Here is a 16,937-nt window from a genome sequence, read left to right as displayed (position 1 = left end):
CTTGAAAAGTCTTGCTTTGCATTCTCAGATCACTTCCATTCATGCTCGATGCTGTACTCATCCATGCTAGGCAACAGGTGTTCTTTTTTAAACAGGAAGACAGGCCAATGGCAGCGCTATCTCTGTTCGAAAACTTAAAGCATTGCCTGAGCCTGGCAGACGGTTTCCTTCTTATTCAAATGAACACTTCCTGCCCCGTACATTAGTTGTAAAATCCTGTCTTTTTAAGGGGGAATTGAATATTGTATTAGCTGAATATTGGAGGGAAAAGCTTTTGGAACCGATATTTGCTGCGTAATAACAAACCGGTTGTGGATTTATTAACACCCGCAGGATCTGAAACCTGCAAGCCCCTATACAGCAGCCAGTGCGATCTGCTGCACATCGATGCCAGCTACACGGCCGGCTTTAAAGATCTGGCGGAAAACAGCATCATCAGCTCTTTATACCATACTTATGAAGCAGCATTGCAGCCTAAATCTTTCGGCCTCAAGTACGTGGCCGAGGGGCTGGAATCGTATTGGTTCAGGGGGAAAAAGTACCAGGTTTCCGGTGGAAAATATTTACTGGTGAATGAATCGGTGCCGGTAGTGGATGTCCGGATCGCCAGTGCCGCAACCCTGGGAATGTGCGTGAACATAGAGGCTGAACTCTTAACCGATGTTTTGTTCCAGCTCCTGCACCCCGACGATATTGATTCTTTTGAAAACCTGCCGCGCTACCTCTTAAGTCCGGAGATCCTGGTGCGCGAAGCAATGGCCGGCAAACAGCTGCAGGTACTTTTAAATAAACTTATTTCCTGTGCGGTTTCCGGAAGTTACGGCGCTCCGGCCAGTGAACTGATCTTTGAACTGGTTTGCATCTTGGTGCAGGAAAATCTTGAATTTATAAATGCTTATTACCGCCTGAAAACGGCCCGGTTAACCACGCGGCGGGAGCTTTTTCAGCGCTTGCTTATCGGGAAAGAAATGCTGGAGGAAAGCTTGTTTACCGGCACAAGCATGAAGCAGGTGGCCGATACGTGTTGCTTGTCTGAATTCCGGTTCTACCGTTTGTTCCGGCAGGCTTTCCAGGTTAGCCCGTACCATTACCTCCTTCAAAAACGCATCGAAAAAAGCCTGGAGCTGAACAAGCAAGGATTGCGCTGGAGCGAGATCGCCTACCTGCTCAACTTTACCGATCTGGCCGCCTTCAGCAAAGCTTTCAAAAAAGTGACGGGCGTCCCGCCTTCCGGGTATTCATTTTAATTTTAAAGACGATGATATCCGGATAGTAGTATCAGGACTAAAATATGTAAAGGGCTTATGTTTGGAGTGTTGTGTAATGAAAGATCCTTTAAGGTTAAACGATTGTTTAGTCTGCTACTTAAATCTTTAAAACCTTCTGCAGGCACTTTTTACCGCATTTCTCCTACGGTTTTCGGTCTATTAAGGCAGTTTACTTTATCAACCCTAAAGCCTACGGTTTTAAAAGCAAAAAGCCCCGGCAACTTGCCGGGGCTTTTCAGTTTTGGTAAAGCAGGAATCTTATTCTACAATGATCTTCTTCACGGTAGCTGAACCCGCAGTCGTTACTTTCAACAGGTAAATTCCTTTGGCTGCTTTGCTCAGGTCGAGGCTTGTTTTTCCCTTCGCATCCTGCTTCAGGATCACGCGCCCGGTCAGGTCGGTCACTTCCATCCCGAAAGCTTTTCCTTCCGGCAAGCTTACGTTAAACATACCGTTCGAAGGGTTCGGATACACGTTTAACTGACCGGCTAGAAGGTCTTTGGTCGTTCCGGATGGAGAAGCAACCACTTTCCGGATCCGGATATTGTCGATCAGGTTAGCGGTTCCGGTGCCGTTTGCATACGATTCTGATACGTTCGATTCAAACGCGATCCGGATGCTTGGCAGGTTGGCAAAATCGGTCAGGTCGATCCTGATCGGGGTCCAGTTGGTAGTGCCGCCGGTGCCGGAGAACGGCGGACGATACGTCTTGGCCGGCAAAGTCTGGTTGCCGCCTACCGGCGTGCCGTTTACTCTTATCCGCAAATTGGTATTGGCATTGGCAATTTTATAAAGCTGTTTCAGATCGAAGTGCAGGTACAACGAATCGTTCGGACCGTTGGTGCCCGGATCGAAACAGAGGTAAGCGGCGGCAAAATGGTTCGGGTTGGTGTTCCAGGGGCTGTAAGATCCTGTAGGCATGGTCCAGGCGGCATCGGTCACGCCATCCATGATCAGGCCTTTGGTACCGGTACCAAAGCTGGCGGCAGGATCTTCGGTTAAGCCTGAATGCGAATTAACCGTGGTAATGAACCGGGAAAGGCCGGAAGCAGCAGATTCAAAATCGAGCACCGTTTGCAGGTTGCTGATCAGGGAGTTCACTACCTTCAGGGTATCGCTGTTGTTGGTCAGGTCGCCGTCGCCGTTCAGGTTCGTCATGGCTACTATGGTATGGGTACCGGAAGCGCTCAGGTTGGCCAGGGCGGTAAAGGTAAAGGAAGCCGTAGCATTGGCCGCAATCGAACCCGTGTAAATTTCATTCACAAAATTGCCTGTACCCACTTTATAAGCAACCGGGATATTGGTTTGCGTAACGTGGCCGAAGTTCTTAATGATAACGGTAATAGGTTCGGTAGTCGTTAAGCCGCAGCCCGTAATGCTAGGGCCGGAAATAGCAATTATTCCTACGTCGTCGGGTTGTACGGTAAATTCAAATGCACCAAGGTCAGGCGTGGTCTGCGGGCGGGTAACGCCGGTAATATCATCGGTTACAGCCGGCAGCGGCTGGCCTTTATCGTCTAATGCTACTATTGAAGGGCGCAGGTCTCCGGTTACGCCGTTTTTAAATACCGGATCGGCTGAAAGGGAGGCCTGGTCGTAGGCGCTGCTGTTGGCGGCTTTCCAGTCGGCCAGGGTTGTTTTGTCGGAAGAATAATAACCCACGTTTCCATTAGGCGCATGCAGGTTGTTGTTGTTGCTCACCACAGAAATAGAGGGGTTGTTCAAGTAAATGGCGTGTTTGGCGGTTGCGGGGCTCTTTAAGCTAATAATGTTGTTGATGAACTTTACGTTGGTAGCCGACGAACCGAAATGCATGCCCCGCAAAATTGGATGGAGGGCTCTGGTTTGATCTACCGAAACGGTATTGTGGTAATAGTAAGTATTATTTCCGCCGGTATTGTAAAACCCGATAAATTCTCCGTTCACATTATTGATGTTGTAAATGATGTTGTTCTTGATAATGTTCTCAGAGCCGGCAGTGCCCGCTGCCGAAGTGTAAATACCATGAACAGTTCCGGTAAGCGAAGAGGAGGCGCCGTGCGTATTGTGGATCCGGTTTTTGCTGATGGTTACGCCGGTACTGCTGCTCAGGTAAATGCCGGTGAAATTAAATGTGTTGGGCCGGGTAGGGTTACTGATGTCGTTTCGTTCAATTAAAGTTCCGGTAGTGTTTAGGTTATAGAAGGCGGAACCATGGGCATCTATAATGGTATTCCCGGTAAATGTATTGCCATTATTTATGCTTGATGACGTACCGTTATTCAGGAATGCGTAATAGGCTCCTCTGGTAGTATTGTTCCGGAAGGTATTGTTGCTGCTTCCTGCGCCAAGAAAAACGGCCTGCGCATACGGCGACACCGTACTGTTATTGTGGGTAAAAGTACAGCCGGTAAAGGTATTGTTCTGGGCATTGTTTCTAAGGGCTACCACCGCACCATGCAGGGCTTTTACCGATGAATTTACCCTTAGGCTATCGAAGCGGTAATATTTTGCGCCATTTAGGGTAAGGGCATCGCCGGATAAGGCATAAATTACCGATACCAGCGGATTTACGATGGTATTTCCGTTGCCGTTTATGGTTATGGTGTTGGTTGCACTGGTGCCGGTGATGTCTTTAAACATTACGGCTTCGGTGTAAGGGCCGGTTCCGGCAGCCACGTTTATGGTAACCGGGCCGCTGATGCCGCAACTGTTCAGCGTATTGGCTGCCGAAGTAAACGATACGAAATTAGTGGCAGAGCCCGGAAGATTCTTATTGATGGTGTAAGTACCCGCCAAAGCATTGCAGGAAATAATGGTTGCCGCTTTGCAGTCATTGAAATTATTGCCGTCGGGCTGACCACTTGGGTTGGTAATACAAACATCCAGGGTAAAGGTACCGGCCGGGAAGGTATAATTTCCGATCGTAACCGGTCCTGAGGTCTGGTTGTTTGCAAGGTTACCACTCCAGTTGTAACTGGTTTGAGCTACGCCGTTCACCGTCCAGTTTATAACTGCTGAAGTAAGGTTATTGGAACCATAATTTTTAAACGTAATCGTAACCGGCTGGCTAACGCCCGGAAGAATGGTGGCCGCAGGGGAGGTAATAGCTGTAATACCGGCATCGTACTGGGCAGGAGTCACTTCGAAGGCCCCGGGATCCGGCGTAGTGGCACTACGGGGGCTGTTGGTAATATCGTCGGTCACGTCCGTAAGGGGCTGACCAATGTTGTGAGCGGTAGCATTGGTAGGCTTCATGTTGCCGGATGCCCGGTCCTGGAATTCGGGATCTGCCGCTACGGAAGCCTGGTCATAAGCATTGTTGTTAACGGCCTGCCAGTCTGCCAGCGTAACCTTATCGGCGGCAAAATAGCCCACTTTCCCGCCGGGCGCATACAAAACGTTGTTGTTGCTGACCAGCGAAATGCCTGTATTTACCACGTAAAGCGCATGCTTGTTGGTTGCCTGGGTGCTTAAACTAATAATGTTGTTGATAAACTTCACGTTCGTAGCTGCATTTGAGAAGTGCATTCCCCGCAGGTTATTGTGAACAATGGTCGGGTCATCGAAGGCAACGGTATTATTGTAGTAATAAGTGTTGTCGCCTGCCGAATGATAAAGCCCGTAAAGGGTTCCTCCATTATTGTTGATGTTGTAGATCAGGTTATTCTTAATAATGTTCACCCCGGTTGAAGTTCCTCCCGCGAGGCAATAGATCCCATAAACCGTACCGGTGGTTACCACCGCCACATCGTGGGTATTGTGGATCCGGTTTTTACTAATAGTTACCCCGGAATTGCCATTGGCCACGTACATGCCGTAAATGCCGCTGGTACTGGTGCGGTTCGGCCAGCTAATATCATTCCCTTCGTACAGCGTATTGGAATTATACTGGAGGTGAATACCGAAGTTATGCGGATCCTGAATTACATTTCCTATAAACGAATTGCCGCTGTTGCTGTTGGAAGAAGATGACCCGAAATTGTGGATTGCCACGTAACCTCCTATAATGGTATCGTTCTGGAACGTATTGTTGCTGCTGCCGGAAGCCAGGGCCACCACCCGGGCGGAATTAGTAGTGGTGGTAATGCTATGGGTAAAGGTACAGCCGGTAAACGTATTGTTCTGCGAAGAATTGGTTAAGGTTACCACCGTACCACCGGTAGCTGCCGGATTTGAATTTACCTTCAGGTTGCTGATCCGGTAATATTTAGCGCCGTCCAGTTTAAGGGCATCGCCGGAGGTGGCGGCATTAATGATAGTATTGCCGTTTCCGTTAATTGTAACCGTGTTGGTAGCACTTGCGCCGTTAATATTGCTCAGGACCACGGTTTCGGTGTAAGGGCCGCTGCCGGCAGCCACATCCAGCACTACCGGCCCTGCAATGCCGCAGATCGATAAGGACCGGACCGCTGCTCCGAATGATTGGAAATTGGTGCCGGAGCTGGGTGCGTTTTGATTTATAGTATAAGTCGATAAGGTACTGCAGGTATAAATGGTAGTGGTTATCGTGTCGTTGCTTGTATCGCCATCAGGTAATCCGTTTGGCTGGCTGCTCCAGGCTTTAAGCGTGTGAATGCCCGGCTGGAACGTGTAATTGCCTATGGTTAAAGCGGTGGCTGACTGGTTTTGTGTAAGATTCCCGCTAAAAGAGTAATTGTTCAACACGGTAGTGCCGTTTACGCTGAAACCTAATTTCGCATTAGTAAGGTTGGCAATTCCCAGGTTCTTCAGCGTTACTGTTACCGGGGTGCTTACGTTGGGCTGCACCGAACTTTGCGGGCTGGTAAGCGCCGTTAAGCTGGCATCATTGGTTGGGGTGTCGTAAATGGAAACATCGTCGAACGCAAAACCGTCTTCGTGGAAAAGGGTATCAGAGGCAAATGCAATGCGCAGGCGCAGATTCGTTTGCTGGCCTAAACCGGTTAAAGGATGTTTGGCAATAACCCAGCCTCTGGAACCATTGTTAGTCTGGGTGCTGCCAGACCAGCCATGTGCTGAGCCAGGTGTCTGTCCGCCTGGTCCGCTTTTAATGGTGTTGTTGTTGTACCAGTTATGAGGGTCATTTCGGGCGCCCACCCGCTGCCAGGTTAAGCCTCCGTCGGAAGAAGATTGCAAAACAGCACCATCCCAATTAGATTCAGAGCTCCACCAGATCTTCATTTCCAGTACCGGCTGCGTCATCGACATGGTACTAAAGCAGGGGCTCATTACGTAAGATTGTTCGTTGGCTCTGTAAGGTCCGGATAAATTGGTTACCCAGGAGTTTGTACCCGAAGCGGCAGTATTGATTACCTGCTTTATAGGCGTTCCGAGTGCCCAGGAAGAATTGGTGCCACCCGCCATCCAGCCGCCTGCACCGGTTTCAAAATTTTCAAAGTAAGGGAAAGAAGAAATTGGTGATGTACAGGGCTGTTGCGACCTAGCTCCGCCTACCAGCAGCAGGTAGAGTAAGGTAAAGGTTAAAATTTTTTTCATGGTAGTGGTTTTGGGTAAATGAAAGATTGTTTAAGCCCTTAATTTATAGTTTATTATAAATTCAATGCAAACCGTTATAACACCAGGAGGGAAAAGTGCAAAACAGATTTGAAGCTTTTATTGTTTATGTTATATGATATTTTCCAGTAGTTATGGGTACTATTTTTATCTGGAATGTTACTGAAACCACCTGGAAGAGAAAAAGGGATTGGCGAATTTGTACTATTTATTCTGGTTTATTTTTATTTCTGAAATGTTAATATTGAAAAGTTAATGAAAGTATTTAAGGATAACACCTTCGTTTACAATCTGTTGGCTTGTTTATGACACTGAAACCCGCTAAGGGTTATTATTTACATAAAAAACTCCTGCCGTTTAAAGCAGGAGTTTTTTATGCCAGGTAGGTAGCGTTTTTGGTTAGAGAGATTTCGTTAAAGCCTTTTTTACCCATTGCCATCAAAGAAAAAGCCCCGCTAATTTTAGCGGGGCTTTTCAGTTAAGGTACTATCAGGGAGCTTATTCTACAATGATCTTCTTCATGGTAGAAGCACCCTGGGTAGTTACTTTCAGCAGGTAAATACCTTTGGCAGCTTTGCTGAGATCAAGGCTTGTGTTATCCCTGGTTTCTTTGCTCAGGATTCTTCTGCCGGTCAGGTCGGTTACTTCCAGTTGGTAAACTTTGCCTTCCGGCAGGCTCACCTGGAAGATACCAGCCGATGGGTTCGGATAAACATTCACCTGTCCGGCCAGTAAACCTTTGCTTATTCCGGTTGTAGTAGTAGCTACTCTGCGGATGCGGATGTTGTCTATCAGGTTAGCAGTTCCGGTGCCATTAGCATACGGCTCAGACACGCTCGACTCAAAACCGATCTGGATGTTCGGCAGGTTGGCATACTGCAGCAGGCTGATCTTGATCGGGGTCCAGTTGGTTGTACCTCCGGTTCCTGTAAATGGTGGACGGTAGGTGTTGGCCGGAGTGGTCTGGTTGCCACCAACTGGGGTTCCGTTCACGGTTACGCGGAAGTTGGTGTTGGCACTGGCTCCTTTGTAGAGCTGCTTCAGATCAAAGTACAGCCACAGTGAGTCGTTCTGGCCGTTGCTGGTCGGATTAAAGCACAGGTAAGTGCCGGCAAAGTTATCCAGGTTATTGGTCCATGGGTTGGTTGGTCCGGCAGGAATGGTCCAGCCGGTAGCTGAAGTTGCATCCATGATCATACCTTCGGTAGAAGTTGTGCCAAAGCTGGCGCCAGTTCCTTCGGTAACGTTACCTTTGGTGCCTTTTACTACCCGCATGATCGACAGGTCGGTAGTAGCGGTTTCAAAGTCGATCACCGGCGGCATACCGGTTAGGGTAGCGTTGGTAATGGTGTAGGTAATGGTGTTGTTTGAAACGTCCGGGTCGCCTGCCATGGTTACAGTAACTACAATGGTGTAAGCACCAGGAGCAGACAGGTTCGCACCGGTCGGGAACGTAAAGTTAGTCGGAGTGCCAGGAGCCAGGGTAGGGCCAGGTACGCTAACCGGTGTGGTTGTGGTAGTGCCGTTATTTACTGTGTAGCTAACGGTATAGCCGGAAGCAGGAATGCTACCCTGGTTTTCCAGTACTACTTCTACTTTTTCGTTCGTTCCGAAGCCGCAGATCTGGGTAAGCGGTACAAAGGCGTTTATGGCTAAGTTGTTGGAGTTATCTCCAATGCGGATGTCGTCAAAAGCAAATCCGTCATAATTACCGCTGCCGTCAGCACCGAAAGCAACTCGCAGTAGCACGGAAGACTGTCCGCCAAGGCCGGTAAGCTTGTGCTTGGCAAGTACCCAACCGCCGCTTCCCAGAATAGAACCGCCAGTACGGCCTGTCCAGCCTTCAGCAGATGAAGCAGATGGCTGTTCGCCCGGGTTTCCGCTGATGGAATTGTCGTTATACCAGTTGTTGGGGTCGCCTACAGCACCTACATTCTGCCAGGTTGCTCCACCGTCAATAGAAGACTGCAGCACAGCGCCATCCCAGCTTGATTCAGATTCCCACCAGATTTTCATTTCAAAATCAGGATCAGCTACGCCACTGAAGTTAAAGCAAGGACCTTGTACAAAAGATTTTTCGTTTGTATTGTTGGTTCCGCTTAAGCTGGTAACCCATGAATTGGTGCCGGAAGCAGCCGTGTTAATTACTGACTTGGCCGGCGTACCGAGTACCCAGGAAGAGTTGGCACCGCCAGCTGTCCAGCCCGCCGGACCATTGTCGAAGTTCTGGAAGTAAGGCAGGGAGTTGGCTGTAATGGTTGGAATTGAGGTTACGATTCCGGTAGTTGTGTTGTTGCTGTTATCACCATCGCCGGCCAGGTTTACTGTTGCGCTAACGGTATAAGCATTAGGGGTGCTTAAATTCGCTTTGGTTGTAAAGCAATATTGTAAACTTGCGCCTACTGCAATCGGGCCAGGTATGGTTTCTGCCACGGCGGTGCCCCCATTTATAGTATAGCTAACCGGAACATTAGAAATTGAAGCATTACCATTATTTGTAACAGTAATGCATACGTTCTCAGAAGTGGTCAAGCTGCAGCTATTCGCCGGTAATGTTACTGTTGTTAGTTCGGCATCTATGGCAGGAATATCGAGGAATCTTAAATCATCGATCGCCATATCGCCGGTTGTGCCGCTTCCGCGGGTTGCCTTAAATCTAACTGAAACAGTACCGGTATTTCCGGCAAGACTTACGGTCTTTTTCAGCCAAGGAGCAGTATTGCTTGTTTGCTGGGTGCCGGAAATGGCAGAGTTTGGAACAGGGGTCCAGGTAGTACCTCCGTTATTGGATATCTCCAGCTCCAGAGAACCTATGGTAGCGCCGTGCATATGGTACCAGAATTCTACGCCTGGGTTAGCAAGGCCGGTCAGGTTAATGCAAGGGGAGGTAAGATAAGCAAAGCTGCCAGCGCTACCTGAGGTAGATTCTGTGAACGCATATTTGCCGGCGCCGGGAGTGCCGGTGGTATGGTCGGCGGCAGGGCCGGAGCCGGTACCGGAAGCAGGCTGATCTGTGTCAATTTCCCAGCGGAAGCCGGTTGTCGGGCTGGCTGTCCAACCCAAAGGCAACACGCCCGGAGCGCCGGCAGTTGCCGATGCAAAGGTCTCCTGGTGCGGGAGGGTGGATATCACCGGGTTTACGACCGTTTTGGTAATTGTATTATTGCTTGGATCAGCATCACCGGTTAAAGTAGTAGTGAACGTGAAGTTGTAAGTGCCGCCTGCGCTCAGGTTTGCACTAGTAGTAAAGCAGTAATTTAAGGTCGCGCCCGGAGCAATCGGGGTAGTTACTGTTTCTGTTACAGCAGGATTGGAACCGATCTGGTAACTTACCTGGAAAGAAGGAGTAGCCGCAGAACCATGGTTGGTAATAGGGATACAGATCTGCTCGGTAGCCGAATAGCTGCAGCCGCTTAAAACAGGGGCCGTGAAAGCCGTCAGACCAACATCATTGGCGGGAGTTTGCATGATCGTAATATCATCGAAAGCAAAGCCATCATCAACATTGGAGCCATCGGAGCCTAACGCAATGCGCAACATTACCGAAGACTGGCCACCCAGGCCGGTTAAGGCATGTTTGGCTGTTACCCAGCCACCGGAACCATTGCTAGTGGATGCTCTTCCGCTCCAGCCTAATTTTATTCCGCCGCCAACACCTGGGCCGGAAGTGCTGTTGTTGTTGTACCAGTTGTTCGGGTCGCCGAAAGCACCTACATGTTGCCAGGTGGCGCCGCCGTCAATGGAAGACTGCAGGGCAGCTTTATCCCAGTTGTTCTCCAGGTTCCACCAGATCTTCATCGTAATGATAGGCTGGGATATTGTGCTGAAGTTAAAACAAGGCCCTACCACATAAGAGTCCTCATTATCATTGTAGCCACCTGTCAGGCTTGTGATCCAGGAACTCGTGCCGGATCCTGCCGTGTTGATTATGGGTTTGGCAGGTGTGCCCAGCGCCCAGGAAGAATTGGTTCCACCGCTTATCCAACCGCCTGCGCCGCTTTCAAAGTTCTGGAAATAAGGGAAAGCAGATATGTTCGGAATAACATTTATGGTTCTGGTTTGAACATCGTTGCTTGGATCTCCGTCGGATGGCTGTAACACAGTTGTTGTTAACGTGTAAGTGCCAGGAGTGACCAGATTTACTTTAGCAGTAAAGGTGTAGGTACCAGTAGCGCCGGGAGCAATATTTACCGAAGCAGTTTCATTTACGGTAGTAGTACCGATCTGATAGCGCACCGGGACAGCAGTAAGGGCTGTCGTGCCGTTGTTCTTAATAGTAATTGTTACGTTCTCATTAGCAGTAAAGCCGCAGCCCGAAACAGCCGGTGACGTAATGGCAGCTAACTCGGCGTCAATTGCCGGAATGTTGAAGAACTTAACATCATCGATTGCCATATCGCCGGAAGTGCCGCTGCCGCGGGTACCTTTAAAACGTACCTGCACCGTTCCCGTAAAACCGGTAAAACTTACAACTTTTTTCTGCCATGGCGCTGTAGCTGAAGTTTGCTGCGGGCCTGTAATAGCCGAACCAGGAACAAGGGTCCAGGTAGTGCCGCCATCGGTAGAGATCTCCACTTCCATAGAACCTGTGGTGGCGCCATGCATATGGTACCAGAACTCCATGCCCGGGGTTGTGAGGCCGGTAAGGTTAATGCAAGGTGAAGTCAGGTATGCTATGGCGCCTGCAGCGCCGGAAGATGATTCCGTAAAGGCATACTTGCCGTTTCCAGGGGTGCCGGTAGTGTGGTCGGCAGCCGGGCCGGAAGTCGTACCCGAAGCAGGTTGGTCCGTGTCAACTTCCCAGCGGAAACCGGTTGCAGGGCTGGCAAGCCAGCCACTTGGCATTACACCCGGCGCGCCAGCTGTTGCGGTAGCAAAATCCTGGATGCTAGGAAAAGTAGCAACAAGTGGATTTACGATTGTTCTGGTTTTAGCGTCGTTGCTCTGGTCGCCGTCTGAGGGTAACAGAACAGTAGCAGTTAAGTTATAAGTACCGCCGGCAGCCAGGTTCGCTTTGGCGGTAAAAGTATAAGTACCGGTTGCGCCGGGAGCAATCGTAATATTAGCTGTTTCGTTTACCGGGGCATTGGTGCCGATCTGGTAGCGTACGGGAATGGAAGAAATAGCAGCATTGCCGTTATTCTGAATGGTAACCGTAACGTTTTCGGTGGCCGTAAAGCCGCATCCGGTAAAAGTAGAAGGTGAGGTTAAAGCTGTTATTTCCGCATCTACTGCCGGGATGCTGAAGAATTTAACATCATCGATGGCAATATCGCCGGTAAAGCTGGAGCCGCGGGTTATTTTGAAGCGCACCTGGGCAGTTCCTGTGTTCCCAGCCAGGCTAACGGTTTTGCGAAGCCACGGGTCTGTAGCTGCTGTCTGTTGGGCACCTGAAATTGTGGAGCCCGGCAGTAAGGTCCAGGTATTGCCGCCATTGGTTGTGATCTCCAGTTCCAGAGAACCAATAGTTGCTCCATTCATATGGTACCAGAACTGGATACCCGGAGCTGTCAGGCCAGTAAGGTCAATACAGGGAGATGTAAGGTAAGCAATGGCTCCGGTAGCGCCTGAAGAAGTTTCGCCGTACACATACTTGCCGCCTGCGGCGCCAGTCGTATGGTCTGCACTGGGCCCGGTACCGGTGGAACCTACGGGGCCGTCTTCAACTTCCCAACGGTAGCCGGTGGTCGGGCTGCCGGTCCAGCCGGTCGGGAGCACTCCAGGTGAACCAGCAGTCGCTGTCTCGAAGTTCTGGATGTGAGGGAAGACAGACACTGTAGTGCCACAGGTTGTTTGAGCCTGTGCCAAACCGCTGCTTGCCAACACGCCAAGTAGTAGGTAAAGTTTTTTCATAAAAAAAATTGTTGAATGATAACGCTCCAATTTTAATGAAATTAAATGAAGAATGCAACAGAGAGGCAGTTCCTTTATATTTGTGCCAAGCGGTAAGGGCTGAGTAAAACAGACAGTGTAGTTAATGTTGGCTGTGATATGCCGTGTGTGAAGAAAAGTATTGCTGTAGCCAGCCGCATTACAATCCATTAAAAATTCTAAAATTAAGAAGCGTAGCCTTGTGAGCCACAGGCCTGTTTACGGCCTTGCTCCACCTGCCAGTAGCAGGGGGAGTAAAGTAAAAGTTAAAGCTTTTTATGGTTATAGGTGGAGATAAGAGAAAAGAATGGTTAAGGTCCTGGTTTGACACCTCTTGTGTTGACTATCTTTTAAATAAAAAAAACTCCTGCCGTTTAAAGCAGGAGTTTTTTTTGTTTAAAAGATAGCGTTTCACTATCTGTATCAGGGAGTTTATTCCACAATGATCTTCTTCATGGTAGAAGCACCCTGGGTAGTTACTTTCAGCAGGTAAATACCTTTGGCAGCTTTGCTGAGATCAAGGCTTGTGTTATCCCTGGTTTCTTTGCTCAGGATTCTTCTGCCGGTCAGGTCGGTTACTTCCAGTTGGTAAACTTTGCCTTCCGGCAGGCTTACCTGGAAGATACCAGCCGATGGGTTCGGATAAACATTCACTTGGCCAGCCAGTAACCCTTTGCTTACTCCGCTTGGAGAGGCAGCCACTCTGCGGATGCGGATGTTGTCTATCAGGTTAGCAGTTCCGGTGCCGTTGGCATACGGCTCAGACACGCTCGATTCGAAACCGATCTGGATGTTTGGCAGGTTGGCATACTGCAGCAGGCTGATCTTGATCGGGGTCCAGTTGGTAGTTCCGCCGGTGCCGGAGAACGGCGGACGGTAGGTGTTGGCCGGAGTGGTCTGGTTGCCGCCAACCGGGGTACCGTTCACGGTTACGCGGAAGTTGGTGTTGGCACTGGCTCCTTTGTAGAGCTGCTTCAGATCAAAGTACAGCCACAGTGAGTCGTTCTGGCCGTTGCTGGTCGGATTAAAGCACAGGTAAGTGCCGGCAAAGTTATCCAGGTTATTGGTCCATGGGTTGGTTGGTCCGGCAGGAATGGTCCAGCCGGTAGCTGAAGTTGCATCCATGATCATACCTTCGGTAGAAGTTGTGCCAAAGCTGGCGCCAGTTCCTTCGGTAACGTTACCTTTGGTGCCTTTTACTACCCGCATGATCGACAGGTCGGTGGTAGCGGTTTCAAAGTCGATCACCGGTGGCATACCCGTTAAAGTAGCGTTGGTAATGGTGTAGGTAATGGTGTTGTTAGTAGCATTCGGATCGCCGTTGCCGGTAATGGTTACCACAATTGTGTGCGGGCCTGGGGCAGAAAGGTTCGCGCCCTGGGCAAAGGTGAAGGTAGTTGGAGAGTTCGGGGCCAGCGTACCGGTAAAGGTTTCTGTTACCGCAGTGCCGCCGTCTACCGTGTACGACATGGTAAAGCCGGTGGCATTCAGGCCGCCCAGGTTATCGATCATTACCTGAACCTGCTCGTTGTTGGTAAAGCCGCAGATCTTGGTTAATGGGGTAAAGGAAGTAATACCTAGATCTACTGCGCCAATGTTGTAGAAGCGTACGTCGTCAATGGCCATGTCACCTTCAAAGCTGTTGCCGCGGGTTCCTTTGAAGCGGATCTTTACCATGCCGGTATAACCTGCCAGGCTGATGGTGCGCTTCAACCAAGGGTCAGACTCGTTTGCCTGCTGTGCTCCAGTATATGTGTGCAGGGTAGTCCAAGTTGTGCCGTTGTTGGTAGATACATCTACGTCGAGCGAGCCCATGGCAATGCCGGCCATGTGGTACCAGAATTCAAAGCCAGGGGTTGATAAACCCGTCAGGTCGATGCATGGGGAAATCAGTTCGGCAATGTCTCCGGTTGAGCCGGAAGAAGCTTCGGTGTAAACAAATTTACCGCCTGCTGCGCCGGTTGTATGGTCTACGTTCGGGCCGGTATCGGTTGAGGAAGTCGGGCCGTCTTCTACTTCCCAGCGGAAACCGGTAGCAGGTGTAATGCTCCAGCCGGCCGGCAAGGTGCCCGGTGCGCCTGCAGTAGAAGTTTCAAAATCCTGGGTATGTGGGAACACGTTGATGAGCGGGTTGGCAACTACCTTGGTCAAGGTGTTATTGCTTGGGTCGCCATCGTTTGCCAGGTTGGTAGTGAAAGTGAAGTTATAGTTACCGCCGGCAGCCAAGTTGGCGCGGGTGGTAAAGCAGTAATTCAGGCTAGCGCCCGGAGCAATCGGGGTGCTTACCGTTTCGGTTACAACCGGGTTGTTGCCGATCTGGTAAGAAACCGGGAAGGAAGTAGTGGCTACCGAACCAAAGTTGGTGATGGTAATGCAAACCTGTTCGGTAGTGGTGAAACCGCAGCCGGAAAGCGCCGGAGCGGTCAGGGCTACCACCCCAACATCGTTGGCCGGAGATTCAAAAATACTCACATCGTCGAAAGCAAAGCCGTCGTCTACACCAGAACCATCGGAGCCGAAAGCCACGCGCAGCATTACGGAAGACTGCCCGCCCAGGCCGGTTAAGGCGTGCTTGGCAGTTACCCAGCCGCCGGAGCCATTGCTGGTGGATGCTCTTCCGCTCCAGCCTAATTGGATGCCGCCGCCAACGCCTGGGCCAGAAGTACTATTGTTGTTGTACCAGTTATTAGGGTCGCCGAAAGCGCCCACATGCTGCCAGGTAGCCCCACCGTCGATGGAAGACTGGAGGGCAGCTTTATCCCAGCTATTCTCCATGTTCCACCAGATCTTCAGGGTGATGAGAGGCTGAACCAGAGAGCTGAAGTTAAAGCAAGGGCCTACTACATGCGATTGCTCATTATCATTGTAATCTCCGGTCAGGCTCGTGATCCAGGAATTAGTGCCTGAACCCGCTGAGTTGATAATGGGTTTAGCCGGGGTGCCGAGCGCCCAGGATGAGCTATTGCCGCCAGTGGTCCAACCGCCTGGGCCTGCTTCAAAATCCTGGGTGTATGGGAATGTTGCGATACTCGGAATTGAATTAACCGTTTTGGATCTGGAATCGTTGGCAGTGTTGGCATCACCGCTCAGGGCCGTTTGGGCCGTAATGGTGTAAGTGCCCGTAGTGCTCATGTTGGCCTTTACCGGGAAACAGAAGTTTAGGGTGGCCCCGGAAGCAAGCGGACCGGGAACTACTGCAGTAACTGCGGGTAGGTTGTTCAGGGTGTAGCTAACGGGAATATTGCTCTGGGAAGCTGTCCCAAAATTAGCGATGGTAACGCAGATCTCTTCCTGGGCGCTGTGACCGCAACCCGAAACCGGCGTGGTAATAGCAGTAATTGCTACATCGTTTGGTTGGGAAGCGGTAAACCCTAACTGAACGTTCGGGCGGCTGGTAGAAATGGTGCCGGTGCCGGTAGGCGGTGTCAGGTCGGCGCTCCAATACTGAAGACGGTCACCGCCAGCCGGGGTATGCCGGAAGTACAGATCGGTGCTGGTGCCAACGCCGGTTCCGCCATAATTGGCTTCGGTAATAATCTCGAGATTATCAGTACCGTTGTAAACAAAAGGTGTGGTAAGGTTTAAGGTAATCCAAGAATTAACGGGCAGACCGCCTATCGTAACCGGGGCATCGAACAACAGGGTTGCTCCGGCCTGTTCAGTAGCTACCGTTGAGGAAGAAAGCGTACTGGCAGTTGTGGTTTTCATGTAAACCTTGATCGGGATAATGGTGCCGGCCGGTAGCAGGTTTTGTTCAATGTAAAAACCAACTGAAGTAATAGAGCCGCTCGCATTGATCTCTGAGCTTTGGTAGATCATGGCGCTGCGTTCGTGACCCCACCAGCTGGCAAGCGGGCGCCTGTCAGTTGAGCCCGTCGGGTTGGCCGAAGGAATAGTGACGAGGTTCTGGGCCTGGCTGAAAGAAGCGAATGCCACCAGCCACAGGAGTAAGTAAAGTTTTTTCATAGTAGTTCAGTGAATGTTAATGATTCAACATTACTGAAATTAAATGTAGAATGCAATAGTGGGGCAGATCATTTATATTTATATCTGTAAATACCTGCGGGTTAAAATGGGGATATAGTTACTTTAAACTATAATAAGGAGTGCGTTTAAGCTATAAAGTAGTAGGCGACAGCATTAAAATTCTTTCAATAATACACTTTACATACATTTTTTTTAATGTATTATAAAAGATGGCGCAAATTCCGGGGAAACAGGGGCTCCAATACGCTGCTTTAATTATTACAGTTTTAAAACTTTTCAGACAAGCCATTTGAAATTCGGGAATTATGCATTAGTTTTGCGGCCTGAAAGAATACT

At 49.9% G+C, this 16,937-nt stretch carries 4 protein-coding genes; 1 reads left to right on the top strand and 3 read right to left on the bottom strand.

Features of this window, described 5'->3' with window-relative positions; genetic code table 11:
* Positions 1 to 311 precede the first annotated feature (311 nt).
* A complete protein-coding gene (locus tag F0P94_RS10200; RefSeq protein ID WP_150903782.1) occupies positions 312 to 1,247 on the top strand; it encodes a helix-turn-helix domain-containing protein in 936 nt (311 codons plus the stop codon).
* Positions 1,248 to 1,526: 279 nt separating this feature from the next.
* Here F0P94_RS10200 and F0P94_RS10195 read toward each other — a convergent pair whose 3' ends face one another.
* The 3 genes from F0P94_RS10195 to F0P94_RS10185 all read right to left on the bottom strand — a co-directional run bounded on the left by F0P94_RS10195 (position 1,527) and on the right by F0P94_RS10185 (position 16,580).
* Positions 1,527 to 6,725: a T9SS type A sorting domain-containing protein gene (locus tag F0P94_RS10195; RefSeq protein ID WP_150903781.1), complete on the bottom strand. Its 5,199-nt coding sequence runs from the start codon at positions 6,723 to 6,725 to the stop codon at positions 1,527 to 1,529.
* A 516-nt stretch (positions 6,726 to 7,241) separates the two neighbouring features.
* Positions 7,242 to 12,596, bottom strand: a complete 5,355-nt coding sequence (locus tag F0P94_RS10190) for a CARDB domain-containing protein (protein ID WP_191907005.1) — start codon at positions 12,594 to 12,596, stop codon at positions 7,242 to 7,244.
* A gap of 450 nt (positions 12,597 to 13,046) precedes the next feature.
* Positions 13,047 to 16,580 carry a T9SS type A sorting domain-containing protein gene (locus F0P94_RS10185; RefSeq protein WP_150903779.1) on the bottom strand — a complete coding sequence of 1,178 codons (3,534 nt, stop codon included), beginning with the start codon at positions 16,578 to 16,580 and terminating at the stop codon, positions 13,047 to 13,049.
* Positions 16,581 to 16,937 lie beyond the last annotated feature (357 nt).

Source organism: Adhaeribacter soli, assembly GCF_008727925.1.
Taxonomy (GTDB): Bacteria; Bacteroidota; Bacteroidia; order Cytophagales; family Hymenobacteraceae; genus Adhaeribacter_A; species Adhaeribacter_A soli.
Note: the sequence above shows the minus strand (reverse complement) of the source record. Positions and strands in the feature narration are given on the sequence as shown.